Annotated in this window: 16 protein-coding genes; 12 read left to right on the forward strand and 4 right to left on the reverse strand. The window is 60.6% G+C overall.

Going from position 1 to position 16,579, the window contains the following annotated elements; translation table 11 throughout:
- Positions 1-6 precede the first annotated feature (6 nt).
- Positions 7-729, reverse strand: coding sequence for a ribonuclease PH (gene rph, locus A8O26_RS01335; RefSeq protein ID WP_027610407.1), 723 nt, complete (start codon positions 727-729; stop codon positions 7-9).
- A gap of 271 nt (positions 730-1,000) precedes the next feature.
- Here rph and A8O26_RS01340 point away from each other — a divergent pair, with 271 nt between their 5' ends.
- The 6 genes from A8O26_RS01340 (at position 1,001) to A8O26_RS01365 (ending at position 6,304) form a co-directional block, all read left to right on the forward strand.
- Positions 1,001-1,864, forward strand: coding sequence for a YicC/YloC family endoribonuclease (locus A8O26_RS01340; RefSeq protein WP_064116434.1), 864 nt, complete (start codon positions 1,001-1,003; stop codon positions 1,862-1,864).
- 12 nt (positions 1,865-1,876) lie between these two features.
- Positions 1,877-2,497 (forward strand): guanylate kinase, encoded by a 621-nt coding sequence (gene gmk, locus A8O26_RS01345; protein ID WP_064116435.1) that lies wholly within the window; start codon positions 1,877-1,879, stop codon positions 2,495-2,497.
- A gap of 167 nt (positions 2,498-2,664) precedes the next feature.
- Positions 2,665-2,928 (forward strand): DNA-directed RNA polymerase subunit omega, encoded by a 264-nt coding sequence (gene rpoZ, locus A8O26_RS01350; RefSeq protein WP_016985812.1) that lies wholly within the window; start codon positions 2,665-2,667, stop codon positions 2,926-2,928.
- Between the two features lie 57 nt (positions 2,929-2,985).
- Entirely contained in the window at positions 2,986-5,091 is a 2,106-nt protein-coding gene (spoT, locus tag A8O26_RS01355) for a bifunctional GTP diphosphokinase/guanosine-3',5'-bis pyrophosphate 3'-pyrophosphohydrolase (protein ID WP_007920338.1), read from the forward strand.
- 24 nt (positions 5,092-5,115) lie between these two features.
- Positions 5,116-5,496: a RidA family protein gene (locus A8O26_RS01360; protein ID WP_064116436.1), complete on the forward strand. Its 381-nt coding sequence runs from the start codon at positions 5,116-5,118 to the stop codon at positions 5,494-5,496.
- A 67-nt stretch (positions 5,497-5,563) separates the two neighbouring features.
- On the forward strand, positions 5,564-6,304 hold the full coding sequence (locus A8O26_RS01365; RefSeq protein WP_064116437.1) for a hypothetical protein: 741 nt from the start codon (positions 5,564-5,566) through the stop codon (positions 6,302-6,304).
- A gap of 139 nt (positions 6,305-6,443) precedes the next feature.
- Here A8O26_RS01365 and A8O26_RS01370 read toward each other — a convergent pair whose 3' ends face one another.
- A complete protein-coding gene (locus A8O26_RS01370; RefSeq protein WP_064116438.1) occupies positions 6,444-7,301 on the reverse strand; it encodes an SDR family oxidoreductase in 858 nt (285 codons plus the stop codon).
- A 188-nt stretch (positions 7,302-7,489) separates the two neighbouring features.
- Here A8O26_RS01370 and exbB point away from each other — a divergent pair, with 188 nt between their 5' ends.
- From exbB to A8O26_RS01400, 6 genes are all read left to right on the forward strand, one after another.
- Complete coding sequence (exbB, locus tag A8O26_RS01375; RefSeq protein ID WP_064116439.1) at positions 7,490-8,443, forward strand: tonB-system energizer ExbB; 954 nt, start codon at positions 7,490-7,492, stop codon at positions 8,441-8,443.
- Positions 8,444-8,449: 6 nt separating this feature from the next.
- Positions 8,450-8,878: a TonB system transport protein ExbD gene (gene exbD, locus A8O26_RS01380; RefSeq protein WP_016985807.1), complete on the forward strand. Its 429-nt coding sequence runs from the start codon at positions 8,450-8,452 to the stop codon at positions 8,876-8,878.
- Positions 8,875-9,621, forward strand: a complete 747-nt coding sequence (locus A8O26_RS01385) for a TonB family protein (RefSeq protein WP_064116440.1) — start codon at positions 8,875-8,877, stop codon at positions 9,619-9,621. Before exbD ends, A8O26_RS01385 begins: the two co-directional genes overlap by 4 nt.
- A gap of 279 nt (positions 9,622-9,900) precedes the next feature.
- Positions 9,901-10,830: a hydrogen peroxide-inducible genes activator gene (locus tag A8O26_RS01390; RefSeq protein ID WP_007920331.1), complete on the forward strand. Its 930-nt coding sequence runs from the start codon at positions 9,901-9,903 to the stop codon at positions 10,828-10,830.
- A 9-nt stretch (positions 10,831-10,839) separates the two neighbouring features.
- On the forward strand, positions 10,840-12,915 hold the full coding sequence (gene recG / locus A8O26_RS01395) for an ATP-dependent DNA helicase RecG (RefSeq protein ID WP_064116441.1): 2,076 nt from the start codon (positions 10,840-10,842) through the stop codon (positions 12,913-12,915).
- 79 nt (positions 12,916-12,994) lie between these two features.
- Complete coding sequence (locus A8O26_RS01400; RefSeq protein WP_064116442.1) at positions 12,995-14,395, forward strand: aminoacyl-tRNA deacylase and HDOD domain-containing protein; 1,401 nt, start codon at positions 12,995-12,997, stop codon at positions 14,393-14,395.
- 64 nt (positions 14,396-14,459) lie between these two features.
- On the opposite strand, the gene A8O26_RS01405 is transcribed toward A8O26_RS01400, so the two are convergent.
- Together A8O26_RS01405 and A8O26_RS01410 are read right to left on the reverse strand one after the other, a co-directional pair.
- The gene (locus A8O26_RS01405) at positions 14,460-15,788 is read right to left on the reverse strand and encodes a hypothetical protein (RefSeq protein WP_064116443.1); all 1,329 of its coding nucleotides are present in this window, start codon (positions 15,786-15,788) and stop codon (positions 14,460-14,462) included.
- A gap of 192 nt (positions 15,789-15,980) precedes the next feature.
- Positions 15,981-16,364, reverse strand: coding sequence for a hypothetical protein (locus A8O26_RS01410; RefSeq protein ID WP_064116444.1), 384 nt, complete (start codon positions 16,362-16,364; stop codon positions 15,981-15,983).
- Positions 16,365-16,579: the final 215 nt, after the last annotated feature.

A 16,579-nucleotide genomic window follows, 5' to 3' on the forward strand; every position in this document is an offset into this window, starting at 1 on the left:
ACCTGCTCAGTCGGCCAGCGCGGCCTTCTGCAGTTCGAAGATTTCGTTCATGCCTTTCTTGGCCAGTTCCAGCATGGCGTTGAGGTCTTCAGGCTGGAACGGCGCGCCTTCAGCGGTACCCTGCACTTCGATGAAACCACCGGTGCTGGTCATCACCACGTTGAGGTCAGTCTCGGCAGCGGAGTCTTCAAGATAGTCCAGATCCAGCACTGGCTCACCTTGATACATACCCACCGATACGGCACCGATCATTTGCTTGAGTGGATCGCCACCCTTCAGGCCGCCACGCTTCTTGATCACTTTCAGCGCGTCAACCAGCGCAACCATGGCACCGGTAATGGACGCCGTGCGGGTGCCGCCGTCAGCCTGAATCACGTCGCAATCGACGTACAGAGTCACATCGCCCAGCTTGGACATGTCCAGCGCAGCGCGCAGGGAACGGCCGATCAGACGCTGGATTTCCAGGGTGCGGCCGCCTTGCTTGCCACGGCTCGCTTCGCGCTGGTTACGCTCGCCAGTGGCGCGCGGCAGCATGCCGTACTCGGCGGTCAACCAGCCCTGGCCCTGGCCTTTGAGGAAGCGCGGCACGCCGTTTTCGACGCTGACGGTGCAGATGACTTTGGTATCACCGAATTCGACCAGTACGGATCCCTCGGCGTGTTTGGTGTAGTTGCGGGTAATGCGGATCGAGCGGAGCTGATCGGCAGCGCGACCACTTGGACGTTTCATAGGGAATACCTGTACTGGGGACGGAAAACTGCCGAGCATTATAGAGCCCTGCACCGCGCCTGGGCACTCGTTAAAAATCCCGACCGACGATCGCAGGCCCTGAAACGCGTATTACCGACGGGCTGCAGCCCTTTGTCACACCGTGTGTTTGGGCGCATTCGCCGCACTGCGCTACAATCCTGCGCCTTTGCTGCCAGTCGGCTTAAATTCATTGATATCGCGCCAGCGGAACTCAGGTTTCGCGCCGATCTGCATTTGCGAGGTCACCGCCATGGTGCACAGCATGACCGCCTTCGCCCGCGTCGAGAAAGCCGGCGCACAGGGCACCCTGAGCTGGGAACTGCGCTCGGTCAACAGCCGCTATCTGGAACCGCACTTGCGCCTGCCTGAATCGTTTCGCGACCTCGAAGGCGCGGTGCGTGAAGCACTGCGTCAAGGCCTGTCGCGGGGCAAACTGGAATGCACCCTGCGCTTCACCGAAGAAAGCACCGGCAAACCGCTGCAAGTCGACCGCGAACGCGCCGCGCAGTTGGTTGCCGCAGCCGAAACCGTTGCGAGCCTGATCACCAACCCTGCCGCACTGAACCCACTGGAAGTGCTGGCCTGGCCGGGCGTACTGGTCGCCGATGCGAGCGACCCGCAAGCGCTGAATGCCGACGCGCTGGCCCTGTTCAATCAAGGCCTGAAAGAGTTGAAGGCCGGTCGCGAGCGCGAAGGCGCGGAGCTGGCACGGCTGATCAACGAGCGCCTGACCTCTATCGAAGAAGACGTCGTGACCTTGCGCGAGCTGGTGCCGCAGATGCTCGCCACCCAACGCCAGAAAGTCCTCGACCGCTTTGCCGACATGAAGGCAGAGATGGATCCGCAGCGCCTGGAACAGGAAATGGTCATGCTCGCGCAAAAGAGCGACGTGGCCGAAGAACTGGATCGCCTGAGCACCCACATCATCGAAGTGCGCCGGGTGCTCAAGTCCGGCGGTGCGGCCGGACGCCGCCTCGACTTCCTGATGCAGGAACTCAACCGCGAAGCCAACACACTGGGCTCCAAGGCCTTCGACCCGCGCAGCACCCAGGCCGCCGTCAACCTCAAAGTGTTGATCGAGCAGATGCGCGAACAAGTGCAGAATATTGAGTAAGGCTACCCCGACATGACCCACAGCACCGGCACCCTGTACATCATTTCCGCCCCCTCGGGCGCAGGCAAGAGCAGCCTGGTCAAGGCTTTGACCGACGCCAAACCGGAAATTCGCGTTTCCGTCTCGCACACCACCCGCGCCATGCGTCCGGGTGAAGTGGACGGCGTGAACTACCACTTCGTCTCGCGTGAAGCGTTCGTGAAGATGGGCGAGCACGGCGACTTTCTCGAGCGCGCCGAGGTTTTCGGCAACCTCTATGGCACCTCGCAAAGCCACCTGCAGCAAACGCTGGACGCCGGTCACGACCTGATTCTGGAAATCGACTGGCAAGGCGCCGAGCAAGTACGCAAGCTGATGCCACAGGCACGCTCTATCTTCATCCTGCCGCCGTCTTTGCAGGCTTTGCACCAGCGCCTGACCAACCGCGGTCAGGACAGCGACGAAATCATCGACGGGCGGATGCGAGAAGCCGTCAGCGAAATGAGCCACTACGTCGACTACGACTACCTGATCATCAACGATGATTTCGCCCATGCACTGGACGATCTGAAGGCGATTTTCCGCGCCAATCAGCTGATTCAGAAGCGCCAGCAGCAGCTTCACGGCAAGTTGCTGGCCGAATTGCTCGGTTAATAAGCACTTCCCAAAACCGCTGCAAGCGCTTTACATTGGTGCTTGCAGCGCGTTGAAGAGCTTGGTCAAAAAATCAGCGCTTCCCTAATCGCTGGTGATTTTTTAAACTGTTGAGTCCGCTCGCCCAACCGGGCAGCGCGCATATTGCATTCGCTCCGAGGAATACCATGGCCCGCGTAACCGTTGAAGACTGCCTGAACCACGTGGAAAACCGTTTTGAGCTGGTCATGCTCTCTACCAAACGTGCCCGTCAACTGGCCACCGGCGGCAAAGAGCCACTGGTTCAGTGGGAAAACGACAAGCCTACCGTTGTAGCGCTGCGTGAAATCGCTGAAGGCCTGATGAGCTACGAGTTCATCGCCGAGCAGGAAATCGTCCAGGATGAGCCGCTGTTCGCAGCGTTCGAGGACGAGTCCAACGAGGCCGTCTAAGCCTATGCCTGGTCGACGTAGCACGGCGCGGGATCACAGCTTACGGCAGGAATTATCATGCCGAGCATAGACGCCCTCGCCGATCGCTTATCGACCTACCTCGGCAACGACCAGGTCAACCTGGTCCGCCGAGCGTATTTCTACGCCGAACAAGCCCATGACGGTCAACGCCGTCGCAGCGGCGAGGCGTACGTCACGCATCCTCTTGCCGTGGCCAATATTCTTGCCGACATGCACATGGACCATCAAAGCCTGATGGCCGCGATGCTGCATGACGTGATCGAAGACACCGGTATCGCCAAAGAAGCGCTGCAAGCGCAGTTCGGTGAAACCGTGGCCGAACTGGTCGACGGGGTCAGCAAACTGACCCAGATGAACTTCGAGACCAAGGCCGAAGCCCAAGCCGAAAACTTCCAGAAAATGGCCATGGCCATGGCGCGCGACATTCGCGTGATCCTGGTCAAACTCGCCGACCGCCTGCACAACATGCGCACGCTGGAAGTGCTGTCCGGCGAAAAACGCCGGCGGATCGCCAAGGAAACGCTCGAAATCTACGCGCCCATCGCCAACCGGCTGGGCATGCATGCGATCCGCATCGAATTCGAAGACCTCGGCTTCAAGGCCATGCACCCGATGCGTTCCGCGCGGATCTACCAGGCCGTCAAGCGCGCCCGGGGCAACCGCAAGGAAATCGTCAACAAGATCGAAGAATCCCTCGGCCATTGCCTCGCTATCGACGGCATCCAGGGTGAAGTCAGCGGTCGTCAGAAACACCTCTACGGCATCTACAAGAAAATGCGCGGCAAGCGTCGAGCCTTCAACGAGATCATGGACGTCTATGCGTTCCGGATCATCGTCGACAAGGTCGATACCTGTTACCGCGTGCTAGGCGCTGTACATAATTTGTACAAACCGTTGCCGGGGCGCTTCAAGGATTACATCGCGATCCCCAAGGCCAACGGCTATCAGTCGCTGCACACCACGCTGTTCGGCATGCACGGCGTACCGATCGAGATCCAGATCCGCACCCGCGAAATGGAAGAGATGGCCAACAACGGCATCGCCGCCCATTGGCTGTACAAATCCAGCGGTGACGAACAGCCGAAAGGCACTCACGCCCGTGCCCGCCAGTGGGTCAAAGGCGTGCTGGAAATGCAGCAACGTGCCGGCAACTCGCTGGAATTCATCGAGAGCGTAAAGATCGACCTGTTCCCGGACGAGGTCTATGTGTTCACGCCCAAAGGCCGGATCATGGAGCTGCCGAAAGGCTCCACGGCGGTCGACTTTGCCTACGCGGTACACACCGACGTCGGCAACAGTTGCATCGCCTGCCGGATCAACCGCCGTCTCGCGCCGCTGTCCGAACCGCTGCAAAGCGGCTCCACGGTCGAGATCGTCAGCGCCCCCGGCGCTCGCCCTAATCCGGCGTGGCTGAATTTTGTGGTCACCGGTAAGGCGCGTACGCACATCCGCCATGCGCTGAAACTGCAACGTCGCTCCGAGTCCATCAGCCTCGGCGAACGCCTGCTGAACAAGGTGCTCAACGGTTTCGACAGTTCGCTGGAGAAGATCCCGGCCGAACGCGTCAAGGCGATGCTCACCGAGTACCGCCTCGAACTGATCGAAGATTTGCTTGAAGACATTGGCCTGGGCAACCGCATGGCCTATGTGGTCGCCCGCCGCCTGCTTGGCGAAGGCGAGCAGTTGCCAAGCCCGGAAGGCCCGCTGGCGATTCGCGGCACCGAAGGCCTGGTGCTGAGCTACGCCAAGTGCTGCACGCCGATCCCGGGCGACCCGATTGTCGGGCACCTGTCGGCGGGCAAAGGCATGGTCGTGCACCTCGACAACTGCCGCAATATCAGCGAAATCCGGCACAACCCGGAAAAATGCATCCAGCTCTCGTGGGCCAAGGATGTCACCGGCGAATTCAACGTCGAACTGCGCGTCGAGCTGGAACACCAGCGCGGCCTGATCGCCCTGCTGGCCAGTAGCGTCAACGCAGCCGACGGCAATATCGAGAAAATCAGCATGGACGAACGCGATGGTCGCATCAGCGTGGTCCAGTTGGTGGTCAGCGTCCACGACCGAGTGCACCTGGCCCGCGTGATCAAGAAACTGCGCGCCTTGACCGGAGTGATCCGCATCACCCGCATGCGTGCATAACGCAACCCTAACAAGGAGTCATACATGACCAAGACTGTTATCACCAGCGACAAGGCCCCGGCCGCCATCGGTACTTACTCCCAGGCGATCAAGGCTGGCAATACCGTTTACATGTCGGGTCAGATTCCTCTGAACCCAAAAACCATGGAACTGGTTGAAGGCTTCGAAGCCCAGACCGTCCAGGTGTTCGAGAACCTCAAAGCCGTGGCTGAAGCCGCTGGCGGTTCGTTCAAGGACATCGTCAAGCTGAACATCTTCCTCACCGACCTGAGCCACTTTGCCAAGGTCAACGAGATCATGGGCAAGTACTTCGACCAGCCATACCCGGCCCGCGCCGCCATCGGCGTGGCTGCCCTGCCGAAGGGTTCGCAGGTTGAAATGGATGCCATTCTGGTCATCGAGTGATGCGCACGGCGCGGCCTTCAAACGCCGCGCCGACTGCTGCAAGAAAAGGTTTTGAAAGGATTCCACGATGCGCAAAGCGCTAGCTCTCCCGCTGCTCGCCATTTTTCTCGGCGGCTGCGCCAGCAACCCTGCCGACCGTGACATCAGCGGCACCTGGATCAACCAGGTGGCGATCGATGCCGCAGCCAAGGGCGGCCCCCTGCGCGAAGCGCTTCAGGCTTACGGCCCGAACCTTGAGTGGGACGTCAACACCAAGGCCAGTCAGGCCCGCTACACCAACGGTTTTGAGAACGTCGAAGGACGGCTGCTGGGTGAGAAATCCGGCGCCTGGAAAGTCGACTTCTATGGCAGCTCCGCCAGCGAGCTGAAACGTGATGGCGGGCAGTTGCAGCAAGCCGCCAGCGATAACGAACCTGAGCAACTCTTCGATCGTGCACAGATTCCGGTGCCGGAAGGCGCACCGATCGGTGCCAGTTTCGAACGTGCGCTGTATTCGGCCTATATGGGCGGCAACTGGACAATCGCCAGTGGTCAGGGCGAAGGCAGCACCGTGCAGTTCCAGGCTGATGGCCAGGTTTCCGGTTTGCCGGGTGCCGACCGTTATGCCTTGTGCCTGGCGGGCGATTGCGCGTCGATGAGCAGCACCAACGACAACATGTGGTTACAGCTCAACGGTCAGGGCAATGCCTACATCTTTGCGCGCAAGGGCAAGGAACTGGAGATTTTCCAAGCCGTGAACACGGCACTGGCGGATGAAATGCCGCAGTACACGCCGGGCGAGCGCAAGTGGTTGCTGGAGAAGCAGTAACCCGCTTCTGAAACCACTGAAGATCAAATGTGGGAGCGAGCCTGCTCGCGAAAGCGGTGTATCAGGCAATATCACTTTGACTGACACACTGCTTTCGCGAGCAGGCTCGCTCCCACAGTTGTTTTGTGTTGTTAAAAAGTCAGCATTTACCTTCGAGGATCGCGGCGTAGCCTTCGCGATAGCTTGGGTACGTTGGTGTCCAACCCAACGCCTTCGCCCGGGCATTGCTGCAACGTTTGCTGCCGGTGCGCCGCACGCTGGCGTCGTCCGCCCATTCGGTAACGCCCAGATACTCGCGCAGCCAGCCCACCACTTCAGCTAAAGGCGCCGGCGCATCGTCGACGCCAATATAGTAATCCTCCAGCTTTACACCCTGACGAGCCTTCTCCAACAGGAACGCCAGCAATCCAGCTGCGTCATCGGCATGAATCCGATTGCCATACAGCGGCGGCTCGACGGCTACGCGATAACCGCGACGCACTTGAGTCAACAGCCATTCGCGGCCCGGGCCGTAGATGCCGGTCAGACGCAGGATGCTCGCCGGAAGGCCACTGTTCAGCGCCACCTGCTCCGCTTCCAGCATCAACCGCCCGGAATAACCAGAAGCAATGGTCTCGGATGTCTCGTCAACCCACTCGCCATTCTGCTGCCCATAAACGCTGCTGCTGGAAACGAAGATCAGTCGCTCAGGGACTTGGCCGTAGTCATCCAGCCAACTCAGCACATTCTGCAAACCCTGCACGTAAGCCGCGCGATAACCGGCCTCGTCGTGATCGGTGGCCGCGGCGCAATACACCAGATAGTCCACCGCCCCCACCGGCCAGGTCGCCGGGCAGTCCTCGTTGAACAGGTCACCGGCAACGCCGATCACCCCAGCAGGCAGCTTCGAAACGTCCCGGCGCAGGCCGTGAACTTCGTAGCCAGCCGCCAGCAATTGCGTGGCCAGACGACTGCCGACATCACCACAACCGGCAATCAAAACAGAAGGCGCGGACATCAAAAAACTCCCATCGGAAAGGTACAGACTAGCTCTGGCACAGGACGAACGGCTAGCAATGCAGGAAAAAAAGATACTCTATTACTTTTGTTAACAAGAATTACTTGCAATAATGCACGCCACTTTTGTTCTCGGCCTTACGAGGCCTGGTAGAGCATCACCGTTTTTCTATCTCAGGTCCGGCCAGCATGACACGTAATCAAATTCCCGCTTCGCCAACCAATCGACCTCGCGCCTGGAGCGCAGTGGCGGCTCTGCTGCTCAGCCTGATGCTGGCACCGACTGCCGCATTCGCCGACGCCCAGGCACCTGCAACGCCAGCCGCCACCGAGCAAAGCGCACCAGCCGCTGCTCCGGCTGCCCCGGCCGCTACCGATCCAGTGCAAGCGGTCGATGCGGCCGACGCCCCTGAAATGCTCGAAGCCGACAACACCTTGGGCATGGTCCACGACCTTTCGCCGTGGGGCATGTACCAGAACGCCGACATCATCGTGAAAATCGTGATGATCGGTCTGGCCATCGCATCGATCATCACCTGGACCATCTGGATCGCCAAAGGCTTCGAGCTGATGGGCGCCAAGCGTCGTCTGCGTGGTGAAATCGCTGCGCTGAAAAAAGCTACCACCCTGAAGGAAGCCAGCGCCACCGCCGGCAAGGAGGGCACCCTCGCCAACCTGCTGGTCCACGACGCCCTCGAAGAGATGCGCCTGTCGGTCAACAGCCGCGAGAAAGAAGGCATCAAGGAACGCGTCAGCTTCCGTCTTGAGCGTCTGGTTGCCGCCTGCGGTCGCAACATGAGCAGCGGCACCGGCGTGCTCGCCACCATCGGTTCCACCGCGCCGTTCGTGGGCCTGTTCGGTACCGTGTGGGGCATCATGAACTCCTTCATCGGCATCGCCAAAACCCAGACCACCAACCTTGCTGTCGTAGCGCCCGGTATCGCTGAAGCGCTGCTGGCCACCGCACTGGGCCTGGTTGCAGCGATTCCTGCGGTAGTGATCTACAACGTCTTCGCCCGCTCCATCGCCGGTTACAAGGCGCAGGTTTCCGACGCCTCGGCAGAAGTGCTGCTGCTGGTCAGCCGCGACCTCGACCACCAGCCTGAGCGCAGCTCGCAGCCGCACATGGTTAAAGTGGGGTAATCGGCCATGGGCCTGCATTTGAAAGAAGGCGCAGACGACGATCTGGCCGAGAACCACGAAATCAACGTCACGCCGTTCATCGACGTGATGCTGGTGCTGTTGATCATCTTCATGGTGGCCGCGCCGTTGGCCACTGTGGATATCAAAGTCGACCTGCCTGCCTCGACCGCCAAACCGGCGCCGCGGCCAGAGAAACCGGTTTTTCTCAGCGTGAAAGCTGATCAGCGCCTGTACATCGGCGACGATGAAGTGAAGGCCGAAACCCTTGGCGCCGTCCTCGACGCCAAGACTCAGGGCAAAAAAGACACCACGATCTTCTTCCAGGCTGATAAAGGCGTGGATTACGGCGACCTCATGAGCGTGATGGACAAGCTGCGCGGCGCCGGTTACCTGAAGGTCGGTCTGGTCGGACTTGAGACGGCAGCCAAGAAATGATCACGACGCGCCATAAGCTGACGCGTTACAGCGGTAGCCTGGCCGTGGTGCTGGGCGTTCATGCGCTGGCCATCGCGCTGGCGCTGAACTGGACCGCCCGCCCGCCCATCGAATTGCCGCCGCAGGCAATGATGGTCGAGCTGGCCCCGGTTCCGGCCCCGCCACCGCCTGCTCCGCCGAAAGTCGTCACACCGCCGCAGCCACCGGCTCCGGTTGAAGAGTTGCCGATTCCGAAGCTGGCCGAAGCACCGAAAGCGGAAATCGCGGTGCAGAAACCCAAGCCGAAGCCAAAACCTAAACCGCCGAAGCCGGTCGAGAAGAAGCTGCCTGATCCGCCGAAGGAAAAACCTTCCGAGGAGAAACCAGCCGACACCCAACCGACTCAGGCACCGACGGAGAAATCCGCCCAGCCTGCGCCGGGTCCTTCGCCAGCCCAAATGGCTGCGAAAGCCAGTTGGCAAGGCACCTTGCTCGCGCATTTGGCGAAGTACAAAAAATACCCGCAAAGTGCTCAGGCGCGGGGTAAAGAAGGCTTGAACCGTCTGCGCTTTGTGGTCGATGCCGAAGGTAATGTGTTGTCGTTCGAACTGGTAGGCCGCTCCGGCAACGCCGATCTGGACCGGGCCACCTTGGAAATGATCCGCCGCGCGCAACCGCTGCCCAAGCCACCGGCCGATATGTTGACCAATGGCTCGATCGAAATTGTTGCGCCGTTTGTGTACTCCCTCGAACGCCGCCGCTAAGCAACACCGCAATACCCTGTGGGAGCGAGCCTGCTCGCGAAGAGGTCGTGTCAGTCAGCCCATGCTTGTCTGACCCAGCGCTTTCGCGAGCAGGCTCGCTCCCACAAGGGCTCTCCGTTAGCCGGAAGAACCAGCCAAAAAGGCACCGAAAGGTGCCTTTTGCATATCTGGCAACGGCAAACCGACATTGCCCGGTGTCGCATTCCTCACTCAGTCTGATAACGTGCGTCTATCGATTGCAGCCGGTATGCTTGGCCCGCATCTTCATGGACGCTTGCTATGACCCTCACAGAATTACGCTACATCGTTACCCTCGCCCAAGAGCAGCATTTCGGCCACGCCGCCGAACGTTGCCACGTCAGCCAGCCGACCCTGTCGGTGGGCGTGAAGAAGCTTGAAGACGAACTCGGTGTGCTGATTTTCGAGCGCAGCAAAAGCGCCGTGCGCCTGACCCCGGTTGGCGAAGGCATCGTCGCCCAAGCGCAGAAAGTCCTTGAACAAGCCCAAGGCATCCGCGAACTGGCCCAGGCCGGCAAGAACCAGCTGACCGCGCCACTGAAAGTCGGCGCGATCTACACCGTCGGCCCGTACCTGTTCCCGCACCTGATTCCACAACTGCACCGGGTCGCCCCGCAGATGCCGTTGTACATCGAAGAAAACTTCACCCACGTGCTGCGCGACAAACTGCGCAACGGCGAGCTCGACGCGATCATCATCGCCCTGCCGTTCAACGAAGCCGACGTGCTGACCCTGCCGCTGTACGACGAGCCGTTCTACGTACTCATGCCGGCCCAGCACCCGTGGACACAGAAAGAAACCATCGACGCCGGGCTGCTCAACGACAAGAGCCTACTGCTGCTCGGCGAAGGCCACTGCTTCCGCGATCAAGTGCTGGAAGCCTGTCCGACCCTGACCAAGGGCAACGACGGCGCCAAGCACACCACCGTCGAATCCAGCTCGCTGGAAACCATCCGGCACATGGTCGCCTCCGGTCTGGGCATCTCGATCCTGCCGTTGTCGGCCGTCGACAGCCATCACTACGCCCCCGGCGTGATCGAAGTGCGTCCGCTGTCGCCACCGGTGCCGTTCCGCACCGTGGCCATTGCCTGGCGCGCGAGTTTCCCGCGGCCGAAAGCCATCGAGATCCTCGCCGACTCCATTCGCCTGTGTTCGGTGGCCAAGCCAGCGGCACCGGTTACGGCCGGTTAAGCGAGCGTCATGACTGAGCTGTCGCAAGTGTCGGTGACGGCACTCAAGGGTGTCGGCGAGGCCATGGCCGAGAAACTGGCCAAGGTCGGTCTTGAGAACCTTCAGGACGTGCTGTTTCACCTGCCGCTGCGCTATCAGGATCGCACCCGCGTGGTGCCGATCGGTGCGCTGCGACCGGGGCAGGACGCCGTGGTCGAAGGCACCGTCAGCGGCGCTGACGTGGTCATGGGCCGCCGGCGCAGCCTTGTCGTGCGCCTGCAGGACGGCACCGGCGGCCTCAGCCTGCGCTTCTATCATTTCAGCAATGCACAGAAAGAAGGCCTCAAACGCGGCACGCGGGTTCGCTGTTACGGCGAAGCCCGGCCCGGCGCGTCAGGACTGGAAATCTACCACCCGGAATACCGCGCCATCACCGGTGACGAACCGCCGCCAGTCGATGAAACCCTGACCCCGGTTTATCCACTCACCGAAGGCCTGACCCAAGCGCGTCTGCGTCAGCTGTGCATGCAGACGCTGACGATGCTCAAGCCAGACACCTTGCCCGACTGGCTGCCAACCGAACTGGCGCGCGACTATCAACTGGCGCCGCTGGCCGATGCGATCCGCTACCTGCACAACCCGCCCGCCGATGCCGACGTCGATGAACTCTCCCTCGGCCATCACTGGGCGCAGCATCGCCTCGCTTTCGAAGAACTGCTGACCCATCAACTGTCGCAGCAGCGTCTGCGCGAAAGCATGCGTTCGCTGCGCGCCCCGGCAATGCCGAAAGCGACCAAGCTGCCACCGAAGTATCTGGCCAACCTCGGCTTCAGCCCGACTGGTGCGCAACAGCGTGTCGGCAACGAAATCGCTTACGACCTCAGCCAGCACGAACCGATGCTGCGGCTGATTCAGGGCGACGTCGGCGCGGGCAAAACCGTAGTCGCCGCCCTCGCCGCCCTACAAGCGCTGGAGGCCGGCTACCAAGTCGCACTGATGGCGCCGACCGAGATTCTCGCCGAACAACACTTCATCACCTTCAAGCGCTGGCTCGAACCGCTGGGCATCGAAGTGGCGTGGCTGGCCGGCAAGCTCAAGGGCAAAAACCGCGTCGCCGCGCTGGAACAGATCGCCAGCGGCGCGCCGATGGTGGTCGGCACCCACGCGCTGTTTCAGGACGAAGTGCAGTTCAAGAATCTGGCGCTGGTGATCATCGACGAACAGCACCGCTTCGGCGTGCAACAGCGTCTGGCGCTGCGGCAGAAAGGCGTCGGCGGGCGCATGTGCCCGCATCAACTGATCATGACCGCCACGCCGATTCCGCGGACGCTGGCGATGAGCGCCTACGCCGACCTCGACACCTCGATCCTCGACGAACTGCCGCCCGGACGAACGCCGGTTAACACCGTGCTGGTCACCGACACCCGTCGCGTCGAAGTCATCGAACGCGTGCGCGGTGCCTGCGCCGAAGGCCGTCAGGCCTATTGGGTGTGCACGCTGATTGAAGAATCCGAAGAGCTGACCTGTCAGGCCGCCGAAACCACGTTTGAAGACCTCACCCTCGCCCTCGGCGAACTGAAAGTCGGACTGATTCACGGGCGCATGAAACCCGTCGAGAAAGCCGCCGTCATGGCCGAATTCAAGGCCGGTAACCTGCAACTGCTGGTCGCGACCACGGTGATCGAAGTCGGCGTCGACGTGCCCAACGCCAGCCTGATGATCATCGAAAACCCAGAGCGCCTCGGCCTCGCGCAACTGCACCAATTGCGCGGCCGCGTTGGCCGGGGCAGCGCCGCCAGCCATTGCGTGCTGCTCTACCATCCGCCGCTGTCGCAGATCGGTCGCCAGCGTCTGGGCATCATGCGCGAGACCAACGACGGTTTCGTCATCGCCGAAAAAGACCTCGAACTGCGCGGCCCCGGCGAAATGCTCGGCACCCGCCAGACCGGCCTGCTGCAATTCAAAGTCGCCGACCTGATGCGCGACGCCGACCTGCTGCCCGCCGTCCGCGACGCCGCCCAAGCCCTGCTGGAACGCTGGCCGACCCACGTCAGCCCATTGCTCGACCGCTGGTTGCGCCATGGGCAGCAATACGGCCAAGTGTGAGCACCGTCGCAGTTTCTGACAGATCGTTCTGACCAAGCTGGTTATACTCCTGCCATTGTTTCAAAAACGGATACAGATCATGACCGAAGCCGCTCTCGCCCCCGAATCCCCGCACGCGCCGTCTGTCATTCGGCTGCTGCTAGGCAAGCTGGGCATCGCCTACGAAGAAGTGCTCGATCACCACGGCCTCAATGCATCGCGCAAGGTACAAGCCGTGTTGCTCGACGACGCCGTCGGCGCGCTGATGGTGCTGTTTCCGCAGAGCCAATTGCTCGACCTCAACCGCCTCGCCGAACTGACTGGCCGTCGCCTCACCGCCGTCTCCACCGAGCGTCTGGAAAAAATGCTCGGCAAACACAGCCTGAGCCTGCTGCCAGGCCTGCCGGCGCTGACCAGTTCGCCGTGCCTCTACGAAGAAAGCCTGCTGCGTGAGCCGAAGTTGCTGATCAACTCCGGCGAGCCGGGCCTGCTGCTGGAAATCGCCAGCGAAGACTTCAAGACCATGCTGACCAAGGCCAGCGCCGCCAACTTCGGCGAAGCCCTGAGCAGCATCCGCCCGAACCTCGACCGCCCGGACGATGACCGCGAGGAAATCACCCAGGCCGTGCAAGCGTTCACCGCGCGGCGCATTCAGCAGCGTCTGGAAGCGACCATCGAAATTCCGCCGCTGGCCGAGACGGCACAAAAAATCATCAAGCTGCGTGTTGACCCCAACGCCACCATCGACGACATCACCGGCGTGGTTGAAACCGACCCGGCGCTGGCCGCGCAAGTGGTGAGCTGGGCAGCGTCGCCGTACTACGCCTCGCCAGGCAAGATTCGTTCGGTGGAAGACGCGATCGTCCGCGTACTCGGCTTCGATCTGGTGATCAACCTTGCGCTGGGCCTGGCCCTCGGCAAGACCCTGAGCCTGCCGAAAGACCACCCGCAACACACCACGCCGTACTGGCAGCAATCGATCTACACCGCCGCCGTCATCGAAGGCCTGACCCGCGCCATGCCGCGCGCCCAGCGCCCGGAAGCCGGCCTGACGTATCTGGCCGGTCTGCTGCATAACTTCGGTTACCTGCTGCTGGCCCACGTGTTCCCGCCGCACTTCTCGCTGATCTGCCGCCACCTGGAGGTCAACCCGCACCTGTGCCACAGCTACATCGAGCAACACCTGCTCGGTATCAGCCGCGAACAGATCGGCTCGTGGCTGATGCGCTACTGGGACATGCCCGATGAACTGGCCACCGCTCTGCGCTTCCAGCACGACCCAAGCTACGACGGCGCCTACGCCGAATACCCGAACCTCGTCTGCCTGGCCGTGCGCCTGCTGCGTGGACGCGGGATTGGCTCTGGACCGGATGAAGATATTCCGGATGCGCTGCTTGAACGTGTGGGCCTGACCCGCGACAAAGCCAACGACGTCGTCAGCAAAGTGCTCGAAGCCGAAGTGCTGCTGCGTGAACTGGCTTCGCAGTTCAGCCAGGCCTGAACGCAAGCGGGCAAGCGACCTCCAGTTGGAGCGACGCTTGCCCGCGATATACCCAACCTCCGGCTTAATCCGACTTGTTCAGGTAACGGATCACCCAGCCTTTATCGGTCCCCGAGTCGGTGAAATACACTCCGCCCACCACGATACGCCCATCATCCATCACGGCCATGCCGTGTGGGTATTCGAAACCCGCGCTTTCATTGAAAACAGTAAATCCCGTACCGAAGAAAGAAGGGTCCGGAGAACCATCCGCCTGAAAGCGTGCGGTAACCGCGCTGAGAGTCTCGTCAAACACACCGTTGCCACTACTACCGCAAACGATGACTGAACCGTCCGTACGAGGCACGCAATGCAACCACCTGACGCCTTGGGAGACAGGTGACGAAATCAGTGGATTACCACCATTGAACACCCGATTGTAGGAACCGCTGAAATTGAGCACCGCAATCAAGCCTTGAGGCACGCCGTTCACCGCCGCACCGCCGGCCACAACGATTTTGTCGTCGACTATTGCCGCAACGTCCAGGCTGATCCATTCATCGCGGGGCACATATACCGCTCCTTTGGTTCCAAATCCCCTGTCGACCTTGCCCGCTGCATCGAAACGAGTCACGTAAGCGCCAGGCTTACCCACCGCGAAATAATTGCCGCAGATCACCACGGCGCCGTCAACCTGGGTCGCGACCGCTTGCGCAACGATGTCCGAAGGCGAAATCTCTGCAAGCTCTATGAACGCAAAGCCAGTGCCGTTGAAGGTCTCATCGGGTGAGCCATCCGGCTCGAACCTCAGAACGATACCTTTTTCCCGTCCGGCAGCATCTCTAACGGTACTGACCACGACGATTTTTTCATCCAGTTGTTGAGCGGCCATCCCTGCTGCGCCAGCCGTTGCGGCACCGCTGCCAGACTCTTGCACCACCCCGGAATATGCGCCTCCTCCCATCTTCTCGTAAGGAAGATAAAGCACGCCTTGTTCGCCGAAGGACGTTTGCAGTTGCCCGTCCTCGCGCTGTCTGACCAGCACCAGGCCCGTCGAGTATTTCGCGCCTTCTGCCGAGTACTCAGCACGGACCAGCCAACCGCCATCGCTCAGCGGTGTAAACCCGAGGATCCGGCTCATGTAGAAATTTTCTTTCAGGCTGATCTCGAAATAGCCGGAGTCTTCTCCACCGAACGCTGAGTCGAGAGCACCGTCTTCAAGCAGACGAACGATCCCCGTAGGCGCACCGGGTGTCGAAAGGCGAACGGCAACCAGCAATTTGTTTTGCGGCAGCGCCAGCAACGCCCTCACGTCATATCCCGAGAACCCGGGGAACGGAAATCTGAGGATGCCAGCGTCGCCAAAGGTCGGATCGAGAGACCTAGGGGTCGAAATACTCTGTGTTTGCGTCATGAGCTTGCTCCATCAAGTCGTTGAAGTCCCTTAACGCCGGAACTGGAACTTGAGTAGAGCATCGCGACGGTACACAAAACACCTGATAGAAATGACAGTCCGGATGTCTTTGCGAGCCGAAATAATGGCCTTACAAGACAAGCGCACCGTTATTCAGTGCGCGTGCATGGGTTTGTTCAAGCGAACGACTTCTTAAGCTTTAGCCGTCGCCTTTCTTGGTTTCAAATACTTCATCAACCCTTGGAACCACATCACCAGCGCCGGATTGCCCTTGAGCTGGATCGACTTGTCCTGAATCCCCTGCATAAACGCCAACTGCTTGTTCTTCGCCTGCATCGTGGCAAAGCCATAACCGGCATCTTTAAACGCAATCGCAAACGCCGGCTCTGCCACCACGCCAGACTTGCTGGTGATGCGCTGATCCTTGACCACGAAATGCCGCGCCACTTTCCCATCCAGCGTCTGCAGCTGAAACACCAGATCCTTGTCACCCAACTGCTGCTGGAACGCAGGATTTGTCCGGCTGGCCTTCCCCATCAACAAACCCATCATCCACAGAAGAAAACGAAATTTCATGCGCACAGCCTCAAAAGGAAAATGAACGGCCGGGGCAGTGTAAGGGATTCGGACGATAACGCCAGTATCTGACTCTGTTGGAGGATGATACAGACCATTTCCTGCACGATGACCGCCAAGTCACGATTCAGCGCTCGCCCACTGATCACCTTTCCTACACCTGTTGAAACACATCCCTGTAGGAGTTGGCGAAGCCTGCGATCTTTTGATCTTCC

It is taken from the genome of Pseudomonas fluorescens (assembly GCF_001648775.1).
In the GTDB taxonomy this organism is placed as follows: domain Bacteria; phylum Pseudomonadota; class Gammaproteobacteria; order Pseudomonadales; family Pseudomonadaceae; genus Aquipseudomonas; species Aquipseudomonas fluorescens_M.

What these genes read in the sequence shown, in the direction of transcription:
- rph (WP_027610407.1), bottom strand. Translation starts at nt 729, where the DNA reads ATGAAACGTCCAAGTGGTCGCGCTGCCGATCAGCTCCGCTCGATCCGC.
- A8O26_RS01340 (WP_064116434.1), top strand. Translation starts at nt 1,001, where the DNA reads ATGGTGCACAGCATGACCGCCTTCGCCCGCGTCGAGAAAGCCGGCGCA.
- gmk (WP_064116435.1), top strand. Translation starts at nt 1,877, where the DNA reads ATGACCCACAGCACCGGCACCCTGTACATCATTTCCGCCCCCTCGGGC.
- rpoZ (WP_016985812.1), top strand. Translation starts at nt 2,665, where the DNA reads ATGGCCCGCGTAACCGTTGAAGACTGCCTGAACCACGTGGAAAACCGT.
- spoT (WP_007920338.1), top strand. Translation starts at nt 2,986, where the DNA reads ATGCCGAGCATAGACGCCCTCGCCGATCGCTTATCGACCTACCTCGGC.
- A8O26_RS01360 (WP_064116436.1), top strand. Translation starts at nt 5,116, where the DNA reads ATGACCAAGACTGTTATCACCAGCGACAAGGCCCCGGCCGCCATCGGT.
- A8O26_RS01365 (WP_064116437.1), top strand. Translation starts at nt 5,564, where the DNA reads ATGCGCAAAGCGCTAGCTCTCCCGCTGCTCGCCATTTTTCTCGGCGGC.
- A8O26_RS01370 (WP_064116438.1), bottom strand. Translation starts at nt 7,301, where the DNA reads ATGTCCGCGCCTTCTGTTTTGATTGCCGGTTGTGGTGATGTCGGCAGT.
- exbB (WP_064116439.1), top strand. Translation starts at nt 7,490, where the DNA reads ATGACACGTAATCAAATTCCCGCTTCGCCAACCAATCGACCTCGCGCC.
- exbD (WP_016985807.1), top strand. Translation starts at nt 8,450, where the DNA reads ATGGGCCTGCATTTGAAAGAAGGCGCAGACGACGATCTGGCCGAGAAC.
- A8O26_RS01385 (WP_064116440.1), top strand. Translation starts at nt 8,875, where the DNA reads ATGATCACGACGCGCCATAAGCTGACGCGTTACAGCGGTAGCCTGGCC.
- A8O26_RS01390 (WP_007920331.1), top strand. Translation starts at nt 9,901, where the DNA reads ATGACCCTCACAGAATTACGCTACATCGTTACCCTCGCCCAAGAGCAG.
- recG (WP_064116441.1), top strand. Translation starts at nt 10,840, where the DNA reads ATGACTGAGCTGTCGCAAGTGTCGGTGACGGCACTCAAGGGTGTCGGC.
- A8O26_RS01400 (WP_064116442.1), top strand. Translation starts at nt 12,995, where the DNA reads ATGACCGAAGCCGCTCTCGCCCCCGAATCCCCGCACGCGCCGTCTGTC.
- A8O26_RS01405 (WP_064116443.1), bottom strand. Translation starts at nt 15,788, where the DNA reads ATGACGCAAACACAGAGTATTTCGACCCCTAGGTCTCTCGATCCGACC.
- A8O26_RS01410 (WP_064116444.1), bottom strand. Translation starts at nt 16,364, where the DNA reads ATGAAATTTCGTTTTCTTCTGTGGATGATGGGTTTGTTGATGGGGAAG.